This window comes from Rhodocyclus tenuis (assembly GCF_014197755.1).
GTDB lineage: Bacteria > Pseudomonadota > Gammaproteobacteria > Burkholderiales > Rhodocyclaceae > Rhodocyclus > Rhodocyclus tenuis.
Genome location: NZ_JACIGE010000004.1, coordinates 184,690 through 199,132, shown reverse-complemented (window position 1 = coordinate 199,132; position 14,443 = coordinate 184,690). Strand labels below are relative to the sequence as shown.

Here is a 14,443-nt window from a genome sequence, read left to right as displayed (position 1 = left end):
CAGCGCAGTGACGAGGCCGGACACCGTTCAGGCGCGAATCGTCGCCAGTTCCCGTTCCAGCGCACGCGCATCGACGTCGAACTTGCGGATGCCGTCAGCGAGCTTCTCGACCGCCATCGCGTCCTCGTTATGCCGCCAGCGGTAGCTGGCCTCGTCAAGCGGCTGGCGCGCGTCGGCGCTCGCCACGTCGTCGGGACGCAACACGCGCTCAAGTTCTCCGGGCGTGGAAGCGAGCTTGTCGAGCAGGTCCGGGCTGATCGTCATCAGGTCGCAGCCAGTGAGCCGCTCGATCTGCTCGACCTTGCGGAAGCTCGCGCCCATCACCTCGGTGGCGTAGCCGTGCCGTTTGTAGTAACGGTAGATGCGCGTCACCGAAGCAACACCTGGATCGGCGTCGGCAGCGATGTCGGCAACACCGCGCTCCTTGCAGTACCAGTCGTAGATGCGGCCGACGAAAGGCGAGATCAGCGTCACGCCAGCATCGGCGCAGGCTACCGCCTGCGCAAAGGAAAAGAGCAGCGTCAGGTTGCAATGCACACCTTCGCGTTCCAGCTGCTCGGCGGCGCGGATGCCTTCCCAGGTGCTCGCCACCTTGATCAGCACGCGCTCGCGGCCGATGCCGGCGGCCTCGTAGCGCTCGATCAGGCGGTGCGCACGGCGCAGCGTCTCTGCCGTGTCAAAACTCGCGCGCGGATCGACTTCGGTCGACACGCGGCCGGGAACGAGCTTGAGGATTTCGCAGCCGATATCGACCGCGAGCTGCTCGATGGCCAGCGCCGTATCGTCGCCGCGCGCCGCCGAACGCGCCAGCGACGCGGTGACGAGTTCACGCGTTTTCGCGTCGCGCGCAGCCTTGAGCAGCAATGAAGGATTGGTCGTCGCGTCCTGCGGCTTGAGGCGGGCGATCGACGCCAGATCGCCGGTATCGGCGACGATGGTGGAAAAGCGTTTCAGCGATGTCAGATGATCGGTCATGGTCATGTCCTATTCCGGCCACACCCAGTCGCGGATTTCCGCGCGGTCAATGCCGTAGCGGTGCGCCTGCTGCGTATGACCGATGATTTCGTTCTTCATGCGTTCCTTGACGTAGGCGGCGGCGGAACGCAGCTTGGGTACGCGGTCGATGACGTCGATCACCAGATTGAAGCGGTCCACCTGGTTGATGATCGCCAGCTCGAGCGGCGTGTTGATGCTGCCCTGCTCCTTGTAACCGCGCACGTGGATGCGTGCCTGGTTGGTGCGCCGGTAAGTCAGTTTGTGGATCAGCCACGGATAGCCGTGGAAATTGAACATCACCGGCTTGTCAGGCGTAAACAGCGTGTCGAAATCGGCATCGGAGAGGCCGTTCGGATGCTCGGCCGGCGGCGCCAGGCGGAAGAGATCAACGACGTTCACGAAACGCACGCGCAGCGTCGGAAACTCGCGACGCAGGATCTCCGTCGCGGCCAGCGCCTCCAGCGTCGGCACGTCGCCGCAGCTGGCCATGACCACGTCGGGCTGATCCGGTTCGGGCCCGTGATCGTCGTTGCCGGCCCACGCCCAGATACCGATGCCCTTGGCGCAATGGCGGATCGCCTCTTCCATCGACAGATACTGCAGATGGCTCTGCTTGTCGGCGACGATGACGTTGATCCGGTCGCTGCTGCGCAGGCACTCGTCGGCGACGACGAGCAGGCAATTGGCGTCCGGCGGCAGGTAGATGCGCGTCACCTCGCCGCTCTTGTTGGTCACCAGATCGAGGAAGCCCGGGTCCTGATGCGAGAAGCCGTTGTGATCCTGGCGCCATACCGTCGACGACAGCAGGATGTTGAGCGCCGACACCGGCGCCCGCCATGGCACCTCGCGCCGGCTAATGTCGAGCCACTTGGCGTGCTGGTTGAACATCGAGTCGATGACGTGAGCGAAAGCCTCGTAAGTCGCGAAGAAGCCGTGCCGGCCGGTAAGCAGATAGCCTTCGAGCCAGCCTTCGAGCGTGTGTTCGGAGAGAATTTCCATCACCCGCCCGTCGACCGCCAGATAACCACCATCGTCATCCTCGGGCCGTTTTTCAGCCATCCAGGTCTTGCCGCTCACCTCGTAGATCGCGTCGAGCCGGTTCGAGGCCGTCTCGTCCGGACCGAAGACGCGGAAGTTGCGCATGTTCAGCCGCATCGTGTCGCGCAACAGCGAGCCGAGCGGGCGCGTGTTGTCCGCACGCGAACCGCCCGGCCGCTCAACGCTGACCGCGTAGTCGCGGAAATCGGGCAGACGCAGCTCGCGGCGCAGCAGGCCACCGTTGGCCACCGGGTTGGCGCTCATGCGCCGATGCCCGAGCGGCGCCAGCGCGCGCAGCTGCGGCAGCAGGCGGCCGTCGGCATCGAACAGCTCTTCCGGTCGGTAGCTCTTCAGCCAGGCTTCGAGATCGGCCAGATGTTGCGGATTGCTCGCCACGTCGGCGATCGGCACCTGGTGCGAACGCCAGGAACCCTCGACGCGATGGCCATTGACGCTGCTCGGCCCGGTCCAGCCCTTCGGCGTACGCAGCACGATCATCGGCCAGCGCGCACGGCTGGCGACGCCGCTCACGCGCGCCTCATGCTGGATCGTCTTGATCTGGGCAACGGCGCGCTCAAGCGTCGCCGCCAACTCGCGATGGACGAGTTCCGGATCGCCGCCTTCGACGAAGTACGGCGTCCAGCCGTAGCCGCGGAACAGGTAGTCGAGTTCCTCATGGCTGATGCGCGAGAGGATCGTCGGGTTGGCGATCTTGTAGCCGTTCAGATGCAGTACCGGCAGCACGGCACCATCGCGGATCGGGTTGATGAACTTGTTCGAATGCCAGGAAGCGGCGAGCGGGCCGGTTTCGGCCTCGCCGTCGCCGACGACGGCAACGACGATCAGATCGGGATTGTCGAAAGCGGCGCCGTGCGCGTGCGACAGGCTGTAGCCGAGCTCGCCGCCCTCGTGGATCGACCCCGGCGTTTCCGGCGTCGCATGGCTGCCGATGCCGCCGGGGAAGGAAAACTGGCGGAAGAAGCGGCGCAGACCTTCGACGTCCTCGCTCTTGTCCGGATAGATTTCGCTGTAAGTGCCTTCGAGATAGGCCGGCGCCAGCACTGCCGGTGCGCCGTGGCCGGGGCCGGCAAGAAAGATCATGTCGAGATCGCAGCGACGGATCAGGCGATTGAGATGCACATAAAGCATCGTCATGCCGGGATCGGAGCCCCAGTGGCCGAGCAGGCGCGCCTTGATGTGCTGCGGCAGCAAGGGCTCGCGCAGCAACGGATTGTCCTGCAGGTAGATCATGCCGGCGGCGAGGTAATTGCAGGCGCGCCACCAGGCGTCAAGGTGTTCGAGCTCTTCGGCTGAAAGCGGCGCGGGCTCGGCCGCAGGGGTGATGAATTCGGTCATTGCAACTCCGGAAAATGAAGGGGCAGCGTCGGCAAAAGCGACGGTCAGGGAATGGTTTGCGCGCTATTCACGAAAGGATGCCGGACGCCATCTTGCCACTGCCGTGCGCTGGCGCACATTAAGCAACGATGACGAATAAGTGACAGCTCGACGGCGACGAACAAACCAGAAACAAAGCTGCGCGCAGTTCTGCAAGGCCTATAGTGAATGAGAAACCCGCCCGGCGAAACTGCCTGAGGGCGGCAAATCGCCTGCGCAATTTGCGCAAGCATAGGCTTTCCCGGACAAAAAGGAGACTCAAATGCGTAACAAGATCCTCAATCGGATACTCGCCCCGCTCTGTCTTTGCGGCAGTTTTGCGCTGGTTCAGGCGGCCGAACCGCCGGCTGCACCAGCTGCGCCACCGGCTCCTGCCGCCAGCAAAGCCAAGCCGCCGATCTTCGGCAGCCAGTTGATGACGCCACAGGAACGCCAGGACTATCGACTGCGCATGCGCAACGCAAAAACCCCGGATGAACGCGAAAACATCCGTCTTGAGCACCACGAAGCGATGAAGGCACGCGCCGCTGAACGCGGCCTCTCGCTGCCCGACGCGCCGCCACCGCGCGGTGGCGGCATGGGCCCCGCTGGCGGAATGGGTCAGGGTGGCATGGGAGGGATGGGCCCGGGCGGCGGCGGCATGGGGCCCGGCCCCGGCAACTACGCGCGCTGAGCTAGGGCTGCTCGGCGGAATCAGCTGAGCATGCCCGCTCCGGCCCGAACGCTTGGGCCGGAGTGCGCTTCAGAGAACGTAGAAAAAAACCACCGCATAGTGCATGGCACTGCCACCAAGAACGAACAGGTGCCAGATGCCGTGCCAGTGCCGGAAACGGCTGTCGAACGCATAGAAAATGATGCCGATGGTGTAGGACAGGCCGCCGGCCGCCAGCCACGCAAAGCCGGCAGTACCCAGGCCCTCGAGCAGTGGTTCGATCGCGAACAAGGCGGCCCAGCCCATCACCACGTAGATCAGCAAGGAGAGCACGCGCGCCTGCGAACGCGGACGGATTTCCTGCAGCATGCCGATCAGCGCCAGCGACCAGACGACGCCGAACAGCCACCAGCCGCTCTCGCCGCGCAAGGTCACCAGACAGAAGGGCGTGTAGCTGCCGGCGATCAGCAGGTAGATCGACTGGTGATCGAGCTTCTGCAGGATCGCCTTGGCGCGGCCGCGGAAGCTGTGATACAGCGTCGACACGCTGTAGAGCAGGACCAGCGTTGCCCCATAGACGGCGACCGAGGTGATCGCCAGCGCGTCGCCACCATGCGCTGCACGCAGCAGCAGGAAAATGCCGCCGGTCAGCGCCAGCAGCGCGCCGGCAAGATGGCTGATGGCATTGAAGCGTTCGCCGTAATACATGATGACCTCCTGAGCCCTAAGCGGCACCGAACAGACTGCCCGCGGCAGCGGTCACGCCCATCGCCGCGACGCCCCAGAAAACGACGCGCAGCGTTGCCGGCAGCAGCGGCGCCCCACCGGCACGTGCGGCGGCAGCACCGAGCAGCGCAAGGCAGACAAGCGAACTGCCGGCTATCGCCACGACTGGCGACGCTGGAATCAGCGCAACGGCGAGCAGCGGCAGCGCGGCACCGGCGGCAAAGCTCGCGGCGGAGGCGAGCGCGGCCTGCCCCGGCCGTGCGGCGAGGACTTCGGTAATACCCAGTTCGTCGCGCGCATGCGCGCCGAGTGCGTCCTGCGCCATCAGTTGCGTCGCCACCTGCGCGGCGAGATCCGGCGCAAGCCCGCGCGCCACGTAGATCGCGCTCAGTTCGCGGTGCTCGGCCGCCGGATCGGTTTCGATCTCGCGGCGCTCGACCGCGAGTTCCGCGGTCTCGACATCGGCCTGCGAGCGTACCGAAACGTACTCGCCAGCAGCCATCGACATCGCGCCGGCGACCAGCCCGGCAACGCCGGTGAGCATCAGCGCCTCGGGCGAGGCCTTGGCAGCAGCGACGCCGATGACCAGGCTGGCGGTCGACACGATGCCGTCGTTGGCGCCGAGCACCGACGCGCGCAGCCAGCCGATGCGCTCGGTGCGGTGGCGTTCGCGGTGTCGGTAGGCCATTGGCGTCTGCCGCGAACTCAATGCGCCAGCAGTTCGCGCATCACGTAGGGCAGGATGCCGCCGTGACGCAGGTAATCGACCTCGACCGGCGTGTCGATGCGCAGACGCAGCGGCAGGCGGCGCTGTGTGCCATCGGGACTGCGGATATCCAGCATCACCCGCTGCTGCGGGACGATTTCGCCGGTGAGGCCGAGCAACGCGAATTCCTCGTCGCCGACGATGCCGATCGAGGCGATCGAGTCGCCGTCCATGAACTGCAGCGGCAGCACGCCCATGCCGACCAGATTGCCACGGTGGATGCGCTCGAAACTCTGCGCAACGACGGCGCGCACGCCGAGCAGGCACGTGCCCTTCGCCGCCCAGTCGCGGCTCGAGCCGGTGCCGTATTCGGCGCCGGCGAAGATGATCGTCGGCACGTTGCGCGCCTGGTAGCGTATCGCCGCGTCGAAGATCGACATCTGCACGCCGTCGGGCTGCAGCAGCGTCTGCCCGCCGAGCAGCGGCGTGCCGTCTGCCAGCAGCGGCAACATCAGGTTGCGCAGACGCACGTTGGCAAAGGTGCCGCGCATCATCACCTCATGGTGGCCGCGACGCGAGCCGTAGCTGTTGAAATCGCCGATGGCGACGCCACGCGCCTGCAGCCACAGCCCGGCCGGCGAATCGGCCTTGATCGATCCGGCCGGGCTGATATGGTCGGTGGTCACCGAATCGCCGAACAGCGCCAGCGCGCGCAGACCCGCGAGTTCCTCGGCAGCTTCGGGTTCCAGACCGAAATCGGCGAAATACGGCGGTTCGGCGATGTAGGTCGATGCCTGGACAGGCGGCGCGTCTTCCATCGTCGCCGCCTCGCTGCTGCCACCCGACCAGTCGTAAAGCGCGCCGCTGCCGCCGGGAATCGCGTTCCACAAGGGGTTGCCGGCGGCAAAGTCAGCGTAGAGCCGGCGATAGAGCGCCGGATCAAGCGCATGCGGCATCAAGGCCGCGATCTCTTCGGCGCTCGGCCAGAGTTCCGCCAGATAGACCGGCGTGCCCTGCGCATCGTGGCCGAGCGGCGAACTCGTCAGGTCGATATCGACGCGTCCGGCCAGCGCGAAGGCGACGACCAGCGGCGGACTCATCAGATAGTTGGCCTTTAGCGCTGGGTGAATACGTGCCTCGAAGTTGCGGTTTCCCGACAGCACCGCCGCACAGACGAGTTCGCGCGCATTGATCGCCGCTTCCAGCGCCGGATCGAGCGGCCCGGAGTTGCCGATGCAGGTGGTGCAACCGTAGGCGACGACGTCGAAGCCAAGCGCCGCCAGCGGCTGCAACAGGCCGGCGGCACGCAGGTATTCGCTGACGACGCGCGAACCGGGCGCCAGCGAGGTCTTCACCGTCGCCGGCACGCGCAGCCCGCGCGCGACGGCCTTCTGCGCCAGCAGGCCGGCCGCCAGCATCACGCCGGGATTGGAGGTATTGGTGCAGGAGGTGATCGCGGCGATGAGCACGCTGCCGTGGTCGATCACGCCGGCAGCGTCGTTCGCCGACGCGGCCGCCGGATCGGTGGCGAAACGCGCGTGGTCGGCCATCTCGACGCGGTCGCGCTCGCTTGCGCTCGTGCCGACCCTGCCAAGGCCCGCCGGCCGGGCAAAGACCTCGGCGAAGCGCTGCGCCATCGCCGCCAGCTCGATCCGGTCCTGCGGCCGCTTCGGCCCGGCGACGGCCGGCGTCACCGACGACAGGTCGAGATCGATCGTCGCGCTGTAGTCGATGTCGCCCGCCTGCGGCATGCCGAACAGGCCCTGCGCACTCCAATACGCGGCAAAGGCCGCCACTTCGGCGTCGCTGCGGCCGGTGGCGGCCAGATAGCGCACGGTTTCCTGGTCGGGCGGAAAAAAGCCCATCGTCGCGCCGTACTCGGGCGCCATGTTGGCCAGCGTCGCGCGGTCAGGAATCGCGAGCGAGGCGGCGCCCTCACCGAAGAATTCGACAAACTTGCCAACCACCTTGGCCGCGCGCAGCAATTCGGTGACGCGCAGCACCAGATCGGTGGCCGTGACACCGGCGCGCAGACGACCGTGCAGATGCACGCCGACGACATCGGGCGTCAGGAAGTACAGGGGCTGGCCGAGCATGCCGGCTTCGGCCTCAATGCCGCCGACGCCCCAGCCGACGACAGCCAGCGCGTTGATCATCGTCGTGTGTGAATCGGTACCGACCAGCGTATCCGGGAAGTACAGATCGCCACGGGCAGCGCTGCGGGCGCTTTGGCTGACAGCGGTGGCGTCGGGCCGGTGCAGCACGCCGCGCGCCAGCGTCTCCAGATTCACCTGATGGACGATGCCCAGGCCCGGTGGCACAACGCGGAAGCCGGCGAAAGCCTGCGTTCCCCACTTGATGAAGCGGTAACGCTCGGCATTGCGCTGGAATTCGAGGCGCATGTTGAGATCGAGCGCTTTGTCGGAGGCATAGGCGTCGACCTGCACCGAATGGTCGACGACCAGATCGACCGGCACCAGCGGTTCGACGATTCCCGGATCGCGGCCGAAGCGCGCGGCGACGCTGCGCATCGCGGCAAGGTCGCAGAGCAGCGGCACGCCGGTGAAATCCTGCAGGACGATGCGCGCCGGCAGGAAGGGAATTTCGCGGGTCCGCGCCGCGTTCGGCTGCCAGCCGGCCAGTTCGCGCACATGATCGAGGGTGATCTTGCGCCCGTCGCAGTTGCGCAGCAGCGACTCGAGGACGATGCGCAGCGACACCGGCAGCCGGCAAACGCCCGGATGGCCGGCAGCGGCGAACGCCGCCAGCGAGACCAGGCGTCCCGCAAGGCCGGGCGCAGGAGCGAAGGCACGCACGAAATCGTCAGGCTTGTCGGCTTTCACACTGACAGTGTGCGGCGTGTCCGGGTCGGAAAGGGAGGCGCCGGCCCTTGGCAAATGCTCGTTCATGATCGTCCTTCGCTGATGAGTGTGACGACGCTACGCGCAAGCGGCGGCTGCGCTGCATGCTTGCCGGTAAGGGAACGTTGCCGCCGCTCGCTTACCCAAAGGAGGAACGCGTAGCCGGCGGGGAAAGACGCCGGAGAAAGCGTCGAATCGATGCGCCGCAAGCCGCGATCAGCATTCGCGCACAAGCACGAGAGAAGGATCGGCCATGAACATCACATCTGCAAGCCCCATCCCGGAGTCATTGCCCGCGGGCCCGCCGCACGCCAAAACGGACAGACCACCGGAAGCCCATGTCGCAGCCGGCATGAGATACGAGTCCGACTCGTTCGGCCGTATCGAAGTTCCGGCCGATCGCCTGTGGGGAGCGCAGACGCAGCGCTCGCTCGAACACTTCCGCATCGGCGACGAGCGCATGCCGCAGGCAATCATCATGGCCCTGTCGGAAGTGAAACTCTGCGCGGCACTGGTCAACGGCGAACTCGGGCTGATCGACGCTGACAAGGCCGCGGCCATCGCCACGGCAGCCGAGGAAGTCCTCGCCGACCAGCATGCGCAGGAGTTCCCGCTGTCGGTCTGGCAGACGGGTTCGGGCACACAGAGCAACATGAACGTCAATGAGGTGCTCGCCAATCGCGCGACCCGCCTGCTCGCTGGCGGACGGCGCGTGCACCCGAACGACGACGTCAATCACGGACAGTCGTCGAACGACGTCTTCCCCACCGCCATGCATGTCGCTGCGGCGCTCGGCCTCGTGCGCGAGCTGCTGCCCGCCCTCGCCCGCCTGCGCGCGGCGCTGGCGGCAAAGTCGGCGGAGTTCGCCGACATCGTCAAGATCGGGCGCACGCATCTGCAAGACGCGACGCCGCTGACGCTCGGGCAGGAATTCTCGGGCTATGTCGCGCAGCTCGATCTCGCCGAGCGTGCCATCGTCGCCACACTGCCGGGGCTGTACGAACTGGCGATCGGCGGCACCGCCGTCGGTACCGGCCAGAACACGCATCCGCAGTTCGGCGAACGCGTCGCGGCTAAGCTGGCCGGCCGCCTTGACCTGCCCTTCGTCTGCGCCGGCAACAAATTCGCCGCGCTGGCCGGGCACGAGCCGCTGGTCGCCGCGCACGGCGCCCTGAAGACGCTGGCGACGGCGCTGAGCAAGATCGCCAACGATCTGCGCTGGCTCGCCTCCGGCCCGCGCTGCGGCCTTGGCGAACTGCGCCTGCCGGAAAACGAGCCGGGCAGCTCGATCATGCCGGGCAAGGTGAATCCGACGCAGTGCGAAGCGCTGACCATGCTCTGCTGTCAGGTCTTCGGCAACGATGTCGCGCTCACCATCGGCGCCGCCTCGGGCGCCTTTGAGCTCAACGTCTACAAACCGCTGATCGCGCGCAACTTCCTGCACAGCCTGCGCCTGCTCGCCGACGGCATGGACAGCTTCGAGCGCTGGTGCGTACGCGGCATTGCCGCCGAACGCACGCGCATCGGCGAACTGGCCGCCGCTTCGCTGATGCTGGTCACCGCGCTGGTGCCGCATATCGGTTACGACCGCGCCGCGGCGATTGCCCGCCGCGCCCACCGTGAAGGCATTTCGCTGAAGGCGGCCGCGCTTGCCGAGGGCGGTATCGCCGCTGCCGATCTCGACCGCTGGCTGCGTCCCGAAGCAGCACTGGGCTGAGGCAATGCTCGCGCAATGGGCAAAAGCACCACAGTCAGCAGGCAAAACCCTCCTGCCGGTCAGGAAATAATTGCCTTCACTGCCGTCTACAGATAAAAACCGCCCTCGATTGTCTTTTCGCGAAAGCTCCACGATGTCGTTTCAACGCACGCCAGCCGGCCTGCACTGGGCAGCAGCCATCGCCTCTTCCTGCCTGCTCGCGCTCAGCCCCGCCGTCCAGGCGGCCCCCGACGAGATCCAGGTTTACACTGAAGAAATGGACGAACCCGGCGAGTTCGGCCTTGAACTGCACGTCAATCAGGTGATGCGCGGACGTACCGAGCCGTCCTATCCGGGCGAAATGGCCTCGCAGCATCGCCTGCAGGTCACCCCGGAAATCTCCTACGGCATCAGCAAGACGCTCGAAGCCGGCCTCTATCTGCCGCTAGCGATGAGCAGCAGCGGCGAACTGTTCGGCAACGGTCTGCGTCTCCGCCTGAAGTACATCGCCCCGCGTGAAGAGAACGATCATTTCTTCTGGGGTCTCAACACCGAACTTGGCTATTCCAATCACCGCATCTCCGAAAGCGCCGCCGGTATCGAGGTGCGCCCGATCATCGGCTACCGCGACGAACACTGGTTGTTCGCCTTCAACCCGATCGTCAACGCCGACCTGTCGAACAAGGTCAGTCGGCGCCCGGTGTTCGAGCCCGGCGTCAAGGTCACGCGACGGATTGCCGAGGATGTTCACGCCGGTTTCGAGTATTACGGCGAATACGGTCCGCTGCACCACCTGACGGCGGCCCCCGAGCGTACGCACAACCTGTACGCGATCATTGATGCCGAAGTCGCGGGGATCGACATCAATTTCGGTATCGGCCACGGCATGAAGAACGCCGAGGACGGCTGGATCGCCAAGGCAATCATCGCCTTTCCGTTCAAGTAGACGATTCCGTCGCGGGCCGCTTGCCGCCAGGGGCAGGCGGCTGGCATGATCAGGCGCTTGCGATCACCACCGAGAACCACCATGCGCTCCGGAAAACTCCTGCCTGCCCTCGCCCTGCTGCCGCTGCTTGCCGCTGCGCTGCCGGCGGCCGCCGAAACCATCGGTTGCGTCACCACCGCCTGGAAACTGATCGGCGCCAACCACAAGGTCTGTGTCGAAGCCTTCGCCGACCCGAAAGTGCCCGGCGTCACCTGCCACGTCAGTCAAGCGCGCACCGGCGGCGTTTCCGGCACGCTCGGGCTGGCGCAGGACCCCTCGCAGTTCTCGCTCGCCTGCCGGCAAACCGGGCCGATCACGCTGCCGGCCAAGCTGCCGCGCGACGAAACGATCTTCAGCGAAGACACCTCGATCCTGTTCAAGGAAACGCGCGTCGTCCGCCTGTGGGATGACGAGCACAATACGCTCGTCTATCTGGCGATCAGCCGCAAACTGATCGACGGCGCACCGTCCAACAGCATTTCGACGGTACCGGTGATGCCCTGGGCGGGCCGCTGAGGGTCGGAAACGCCGACACGGGCGGCAGACGACAAACCTCGACAGGCCGCCGCCAGCGCTCAGACATCGACGGCGTAGCGCAGGTGCACCAGGAACTGCGTCTCGCCAGCGGCGGAGTGCTTTGACATCGCCAGATCAAGCGGAAATTCGCGACCGCTGGCATCGATCGCCTGCAGACGCCGCCAGCAGGCGTTGGCGCTCAGATACGCCATGTAGCGCGCCCGGTAGCTCGGCGACGCGCTGCTGTGCGTGATGCCGGGCAGCAGTGACCAGAGCGAGCATCCAATCAGATCGGCGAGTTGTCGGCCGAACATGCGCGCACCCTCGCTGCTGCAATTGACGATCAGGCCACGTCCATCGCAGAGCAGGATGCCGAAACTGCTTTGCTCGCCGTCGGTGAGCGGAGCGAATGGCGAGTCCTCGGCAAAGTCGGGATAGAACTCAAGAGACGCTTGCACCCGCTGCCCTCCCCGGCCGATTTATCGCTACGGAATCCGTGCCCCCGTCGACAGCTGGAGCCTAACGAGCAAGGCGGCGCCGCAAAATACTCAGAGCGCGTCTTTCGCATACCGTGAATCGTGTAAATCGCAACCGCGGCGGGTCCGCCGCCGCTGAACACCCCGTGTATCAGGGTTCCGGCGGCCGCTGAACCAGCGTTGACCGAACGGAAGCGTGTCGCGCTGCGGCTCGGATGCGGCGGACCGCCTGCCGCGGCGCGCTCAATCCGCAACTGCGCCGCTCACGTCATCCGCTTGACCTTGAAACGGCTGATCAGGCTGTCGAGGCGGGCGGCCTGGGCGGTCAGCTCGTTCGCCGCGTGGGCGCACTCGCCAGCATCCCCGCTGGTGCGCTGGGTGACGCCATCGATCTGCTGCAGACCAATGCTGACCTCGTCGATGCCGCCAGCCTGTTCTTCCGACGCCGTGGCGATGCGGGCGACGATCGTCGATACCTCGGTCGAACTGGCCAGGATCGCGTTCAGCGCCAGCGCAGTCCGGTTTGCGATTTCCATTCCGGCATGCGTCTTTTGCGTCGATTCGGCAATCAGCGTTGCCGCCTCGCCCGCAGCGTTGGCGCTGCTGGTGGCAAGCTTGCGCACTTCGTCGGCGACAACGGCAAAACCGCGTCCCGTTTCACCGGCGCGTGCAGCCTCGATCGCAGCATTGAGCGCCAGCAGGTTGGTCTGGGCGGTAATCTCGTTGATCGCGTTGATGATCTTGTTGATGCCGTCGCCGGAGTTCTTGATTTCAGCCATCGCCTTGATCATGTCGTCCATGTGCTGACTGCTCAGGCTGGCCGCGTCCCGGGACTCTTGCGAAAGCTCGTTGGCCTGGCTGGCGCTCTCCGCGTTGCCCTTGGTCTGTGCGGTCATCGCCGCCATCGTCGAGCTGATCTCGGTAATCGATTCGGCGGACTGCGTTGCGCCACTGGAGAGGCGCTGGCTGAGTTCGGCGACCTGGCTGGCGTTCCCGGTGATCTGGCCCACCCCGGTCTGCAGTTCGGTGACCAGCTGATTCAGGCTATCGACCATCCGCTGCAGCGCCCGTCCGAGCTGGTCCTTGTCCGAAGCCATCGCGACGGTGACGTCCAGATCGCCTTCACTGATGCGCTCGGCCAGTTCCACCTTGGCCTGCAGGCTTTGCGACATGGCGTCAAGCGCATGCGCAAGCTGGCCGACCTCGTCGGCGCTGTCGTGTTTGATGCGCCGGGAAAAATCGCCCGCCCGGATGGCTTTGGCAAGTTCGGCGGCGGCGCGAATCGGGCGCGCGATGCCGCCGGCAGCGATCCATAGCACGACAGTGGCGGCTGCCGCGACGGCGAGTCCGACAAAGACTTGCCACAGCGCGTTCGTGGTCCCTTGCTGCTGAATGTCCTGGTCGAGCTGTTGCGCCTGCGCCAGAATGACATTTTTCGGCACCTTGACGAGTACCGTCCAGGGCTTGCCGGTACGTCCCAAGGCAATCGGCGCGATCGCGTTGATCGTGTTGTCGGCCTCGTCGTTCCAGGCGCGCAGCTTCCCGGCCTTGATGTCGCTGAGGATCTCATCAACATTCTTGTCGCCGACCACCGAGTTGAAAGGCTTGCCGATCAGCTCGGGATGCTCGCTGTCGGCGACCACCAGACCGGCGTAGCTGACGATGGCGATCTCGCCCGCGCCGCCAAACAGATCCCGGTCGACCTGTTCTGCCAGCTTCTGGACAAAATCAAGGTTGTAGTCGGTGCCGGCAACGCCGACAAACCTGTCGCGCACCATGACCGGAACCGACAGCGTCGTCAGCCAGACCTGCTTGCCCTGAACGATGTAGGGAAAGGGATCGAGCACGCTTTCCTGGTGGTTCTCGCGCGGACCGATGTACCAGCCGCCCTTGAGGATGCCGTTGGGGTGCTTGTCCGTGGTGTCGTATTCGACCAGCGGTTGAACGGCGATCTTTCCACCTTCGCCGCGATTCCAATAGGGGGTGAAACGCCCCGTCTGCTTGTTGTTGCCTTGTTCGCCGGTGCGGAAATCCGAGTCGCGGCCGTCCAGCGCATTGGGCTCCCAGCAGGAATAGGTGCCGTTGAACTCGGGATTGTTTTCCAGAACGTATTTCAGGATTGCGTTGAGCTGGTTTCGCCCGAGATTGATCCCGCTGTCGTTGTCTTTGGCCAGCGCAAAGGTGTGGGCCATGGTGCGCGCCGCATCAAGCGCCAGATCGAATTTCGCCTGGATCACGCCGGCGCGCGCCCAGGCTAGGTTCTTCAGGATATCGGCGGTGTCGTTCTGAATCAGGGCGCCGACGCGTCCAGCGACGAGATTCTGGGTGCTCCGGGCTGAAAACAGGCTGTAACTGACCAGCAACAGGGCAGATCCCAACAGACACGCACCCGCAAC

12 protein-coding genes are annotated in these 14,443 nt (G+C 65.6%); 5 read left to right on the top strand and 7 right to left on the bottom strand.

The annotated features are described in order from the left end of the window. Window positions 1-27: 27 nt before the first annotated feature. The gene (tal, locus tag GGD90_RS07360) at window positions 28-981 is read right to left on the bottom strand and encodes a transaldolase (RefSeq protein WP_153115622.1); all 954 of its coding nucleotides are present in this window, start codon (window positions 979-981) and stop codon (window positions 28-30) included. A 3-nt stretch (window positions 982-984) separates the two neighbouring features. After that, window positions 985-3,390, bottom strand: coding sequence for a phosphoketolase family protein (locus GGD90_RS07355; protein WP_153115621.1), 2,406 nt, complete (start codon window positions 3,388-3,390; stop codon window positions 985-987). Between GGD90_RS07355 and GGD90_RS07350 the strand changes: the two genes are divergently transcribed. Then, the gene (locus tag GGD90_RS07350; RefSeq protein WP_153115620.1) at window positions 3,377-3,529 is read left to right on the top strand and encodes a hypothetical protein; all 153 of its coding nucleotides are present in this window, start codon (window positions 3,377-3,379) and stop codon (window positions 3,527-3,529) included. The two genes, GGD90_RS07355 and GGD90_RS07350, sit on opposite strands and share 14 nt — an antisense overlap. Before the next feature lie 162 nt (window positions 3,530-3,691). After that, complete coding sequence (locus GGD90_RS07345) at window positions 3,692-4,102, top strand: hypothetical protein (RefSeq protein WP_153115619.1); 411 nt, start codon at window positions 3,692-3,694, stop codon at window positions 4,100-4,102. Window positions 4,103-4,171: 69 nt separating this feature from the next. On the opposite strand, the gene trhA is transcribed toward GGD90_RS07345, so the two are convergent. From trhA to acnA, 3 genes are read right to left on the bottom strand one after another with little or no spacing between them, the layout of a single operon-like run. Then, window positions 4,172-4,789 carry a PAQR family membrane homeostasis protein TrhA gene (gene trhA / locus GGD90_RS07340; RefSeq protein WP_153115618.1) on the bottom strand — a complete coding sequence of 206 codons (618 nt, stop codon included), beginning with the start codon at window positions 4,787-4,789 and terminating at the stop codon, window positions 4,172-4,174. Window positions 4,790-4,805: 16 nt separating this feature from the next. Beyond that, entirely contained in the window at window positions 4,806-5,495 is a 690-nt protein-coding gene (locus tag GGD90_RS07335) for a VIT1/CCC1 transporter family protein (protein ID WP_153115617.1), read from the bottom strand. Window positions 5,496-5,512: 17 nt separating this feature from the next. Beyond that, complete coding sequence (acnA, locus tag GGD90_RS07330) at window positions 5,513-8,422, bottom strand: aconitate hydratase AcnA (protein ID WP_153115616.1); 2,910 nt, start codon at window positions 8,420-8,422, stop codon at window positions 5,513-5,515. A 304-nt stretch (window positions 8,423-8,726) separates the two neighbouring features. Here acnA and fumC point away from each other — a divergent pair, with 304 nt between their 5' ends. From fumC to GGD90_RS07315, 3 genes are all read left to right on the top strand, one after another. Continuing rightward, complete coding sequence (gene fumC / locus GGD90_RS07325) at window positions 8,727-10,091, top strand: class II fumarate hydratase (protein ID WP_153115615.1); 1,365 nt, start codon at window positions 8,727-8,729, stop codon at window positions 10,089-10,091. A gap of 133 nt (window positions 10,092-10,224) precedes the next feature. Then, entirely contained in the window at window positions 10,225-11,016 is a 792-nt protein-coding gene (locus tag GGD90_RS07320; protein WP_153115614.1) for a hypothetical protein, read from the top strand. 81 nt (window positions 11,017-11,097) lie between these two features. Next, window positions 11,098-11,571: a CreA family protein gene (locus GGD90_RS07315; RefSeq protein ID WP_153115613.1), complete on the top strand. Its 474-nt coding sequence runs from the start codon at window positions 11,098-11,100 to the stop codon at window positions 11,569-11,571. A gap of 59 nt (window positions 11,572-11,630) precedes the next feature. On the opposite strand, the gene GGD90_RS07310 is transcribed toward GGD90_RS07315, so the two are convergent. After that, the gene (locus GGD90_RS07310) at window positions 11,631-12,029 is read right to left on the bottom strand and encodes a PAS domain-containing protein (RefSeq protein WP_184414999.1); all 399 of its coding nucleotides are present in this window, start codon (window positions 12,027-12,029) and stop codon (window positions 11,631-11,633) included. Between the two features lie 281 nt (window positions 12,030-12,310). Further along, window positions 12,311-14,425 carry a methyl-accepting chemotaxis protein gene (locus GGD90_RS07305; RefSeq protein WP_233448530.1) on the bottom strand — a complete coding sequence of 705 codons (2,115 nt, stop codon included), beginning with the start codon at window positions 14,423-14,425 and terminating at the stop codon, window positions 12,311-12,313. Window positions 14,426-14,443: the final 18 nt, after the last annotated feature.

What these genes read in the sequence shown, in the direction of transcription:
- tal (WP_153115622.1), bottom strand. Translation starts at nt 981, where the DNA reads ATGACCATGACCGATCATCTGACATCGCTGAAACGCTTTTCCACCATC.
- GGD90_RS07350 (WP_153115620.1), top strand. Translation starts at nt 3,377, where the DNA reads ATGAATTCGGTCATTGCAACTCCGGAAAATGAAGGGGCAGCGTCGGCA.
- GGD90_RS07355 (WP_153115621.1), bottom strand. Translation starts at nt 3,390, where the DNA reads ATGACCGAATTCATCACCCCTGCGGCCGAGCCCGCGCCGCTTTCAGCC.
- GGD90_RS07345 (WP_153115619.1), top strand. Translation starts at nt 3,692, where the DNA reads ATGCGTAACAAGATCCTCAATCGGATACTCGCCCCGCTCTGTCTTTGC.
- trhA (WP_153115618.1), bottom strand. Translation starts at nt 4,789, where the DNA reads ATGTATTACGGCGAACGCTTCAATGCCATCAGCCATCTTGCCGGCGCG.
- GGD90_RS07335 (WP_153115617.1), bottom strand. Translation starts at nt 5,495, where the DNA reads ATGGCCTACCGACACCGCGAACGCCACCGCACCGAGCGCATCGGCTGG.
- acnA (WP_153115616.1), bottom strand. Translation starts at nt 8,422, where the DNA reads ATGAACGAGCATTTGCCAAGGGCCGGCGCCTCCCTTTCCGACCCGGAC.
- fumC (WP_153115615.1), top strand. Translation starts at nt 8,727, where the DNA reads ATGAGATACGAGTCCGACTCGTTCGGCCGTATCGAAGTTCCGGCCGAT.
- GGD90_RS07320 (WP_153115614.1), top strand. Translation starts at nt 10,225, where the DNA reads ATGTCGTTTCAACGCACGCCAGCCGGCCTGCACTGGGCAGCAGCCATC.
- GGD90_RS07315 (WP_153115613.1), top strand. Translation starts at nt 11,098, where the DNA reads ATGCGCTCCGGAAAACTCCTGCCTGCCCTCGCCCTGCTGCCGCTGCTT.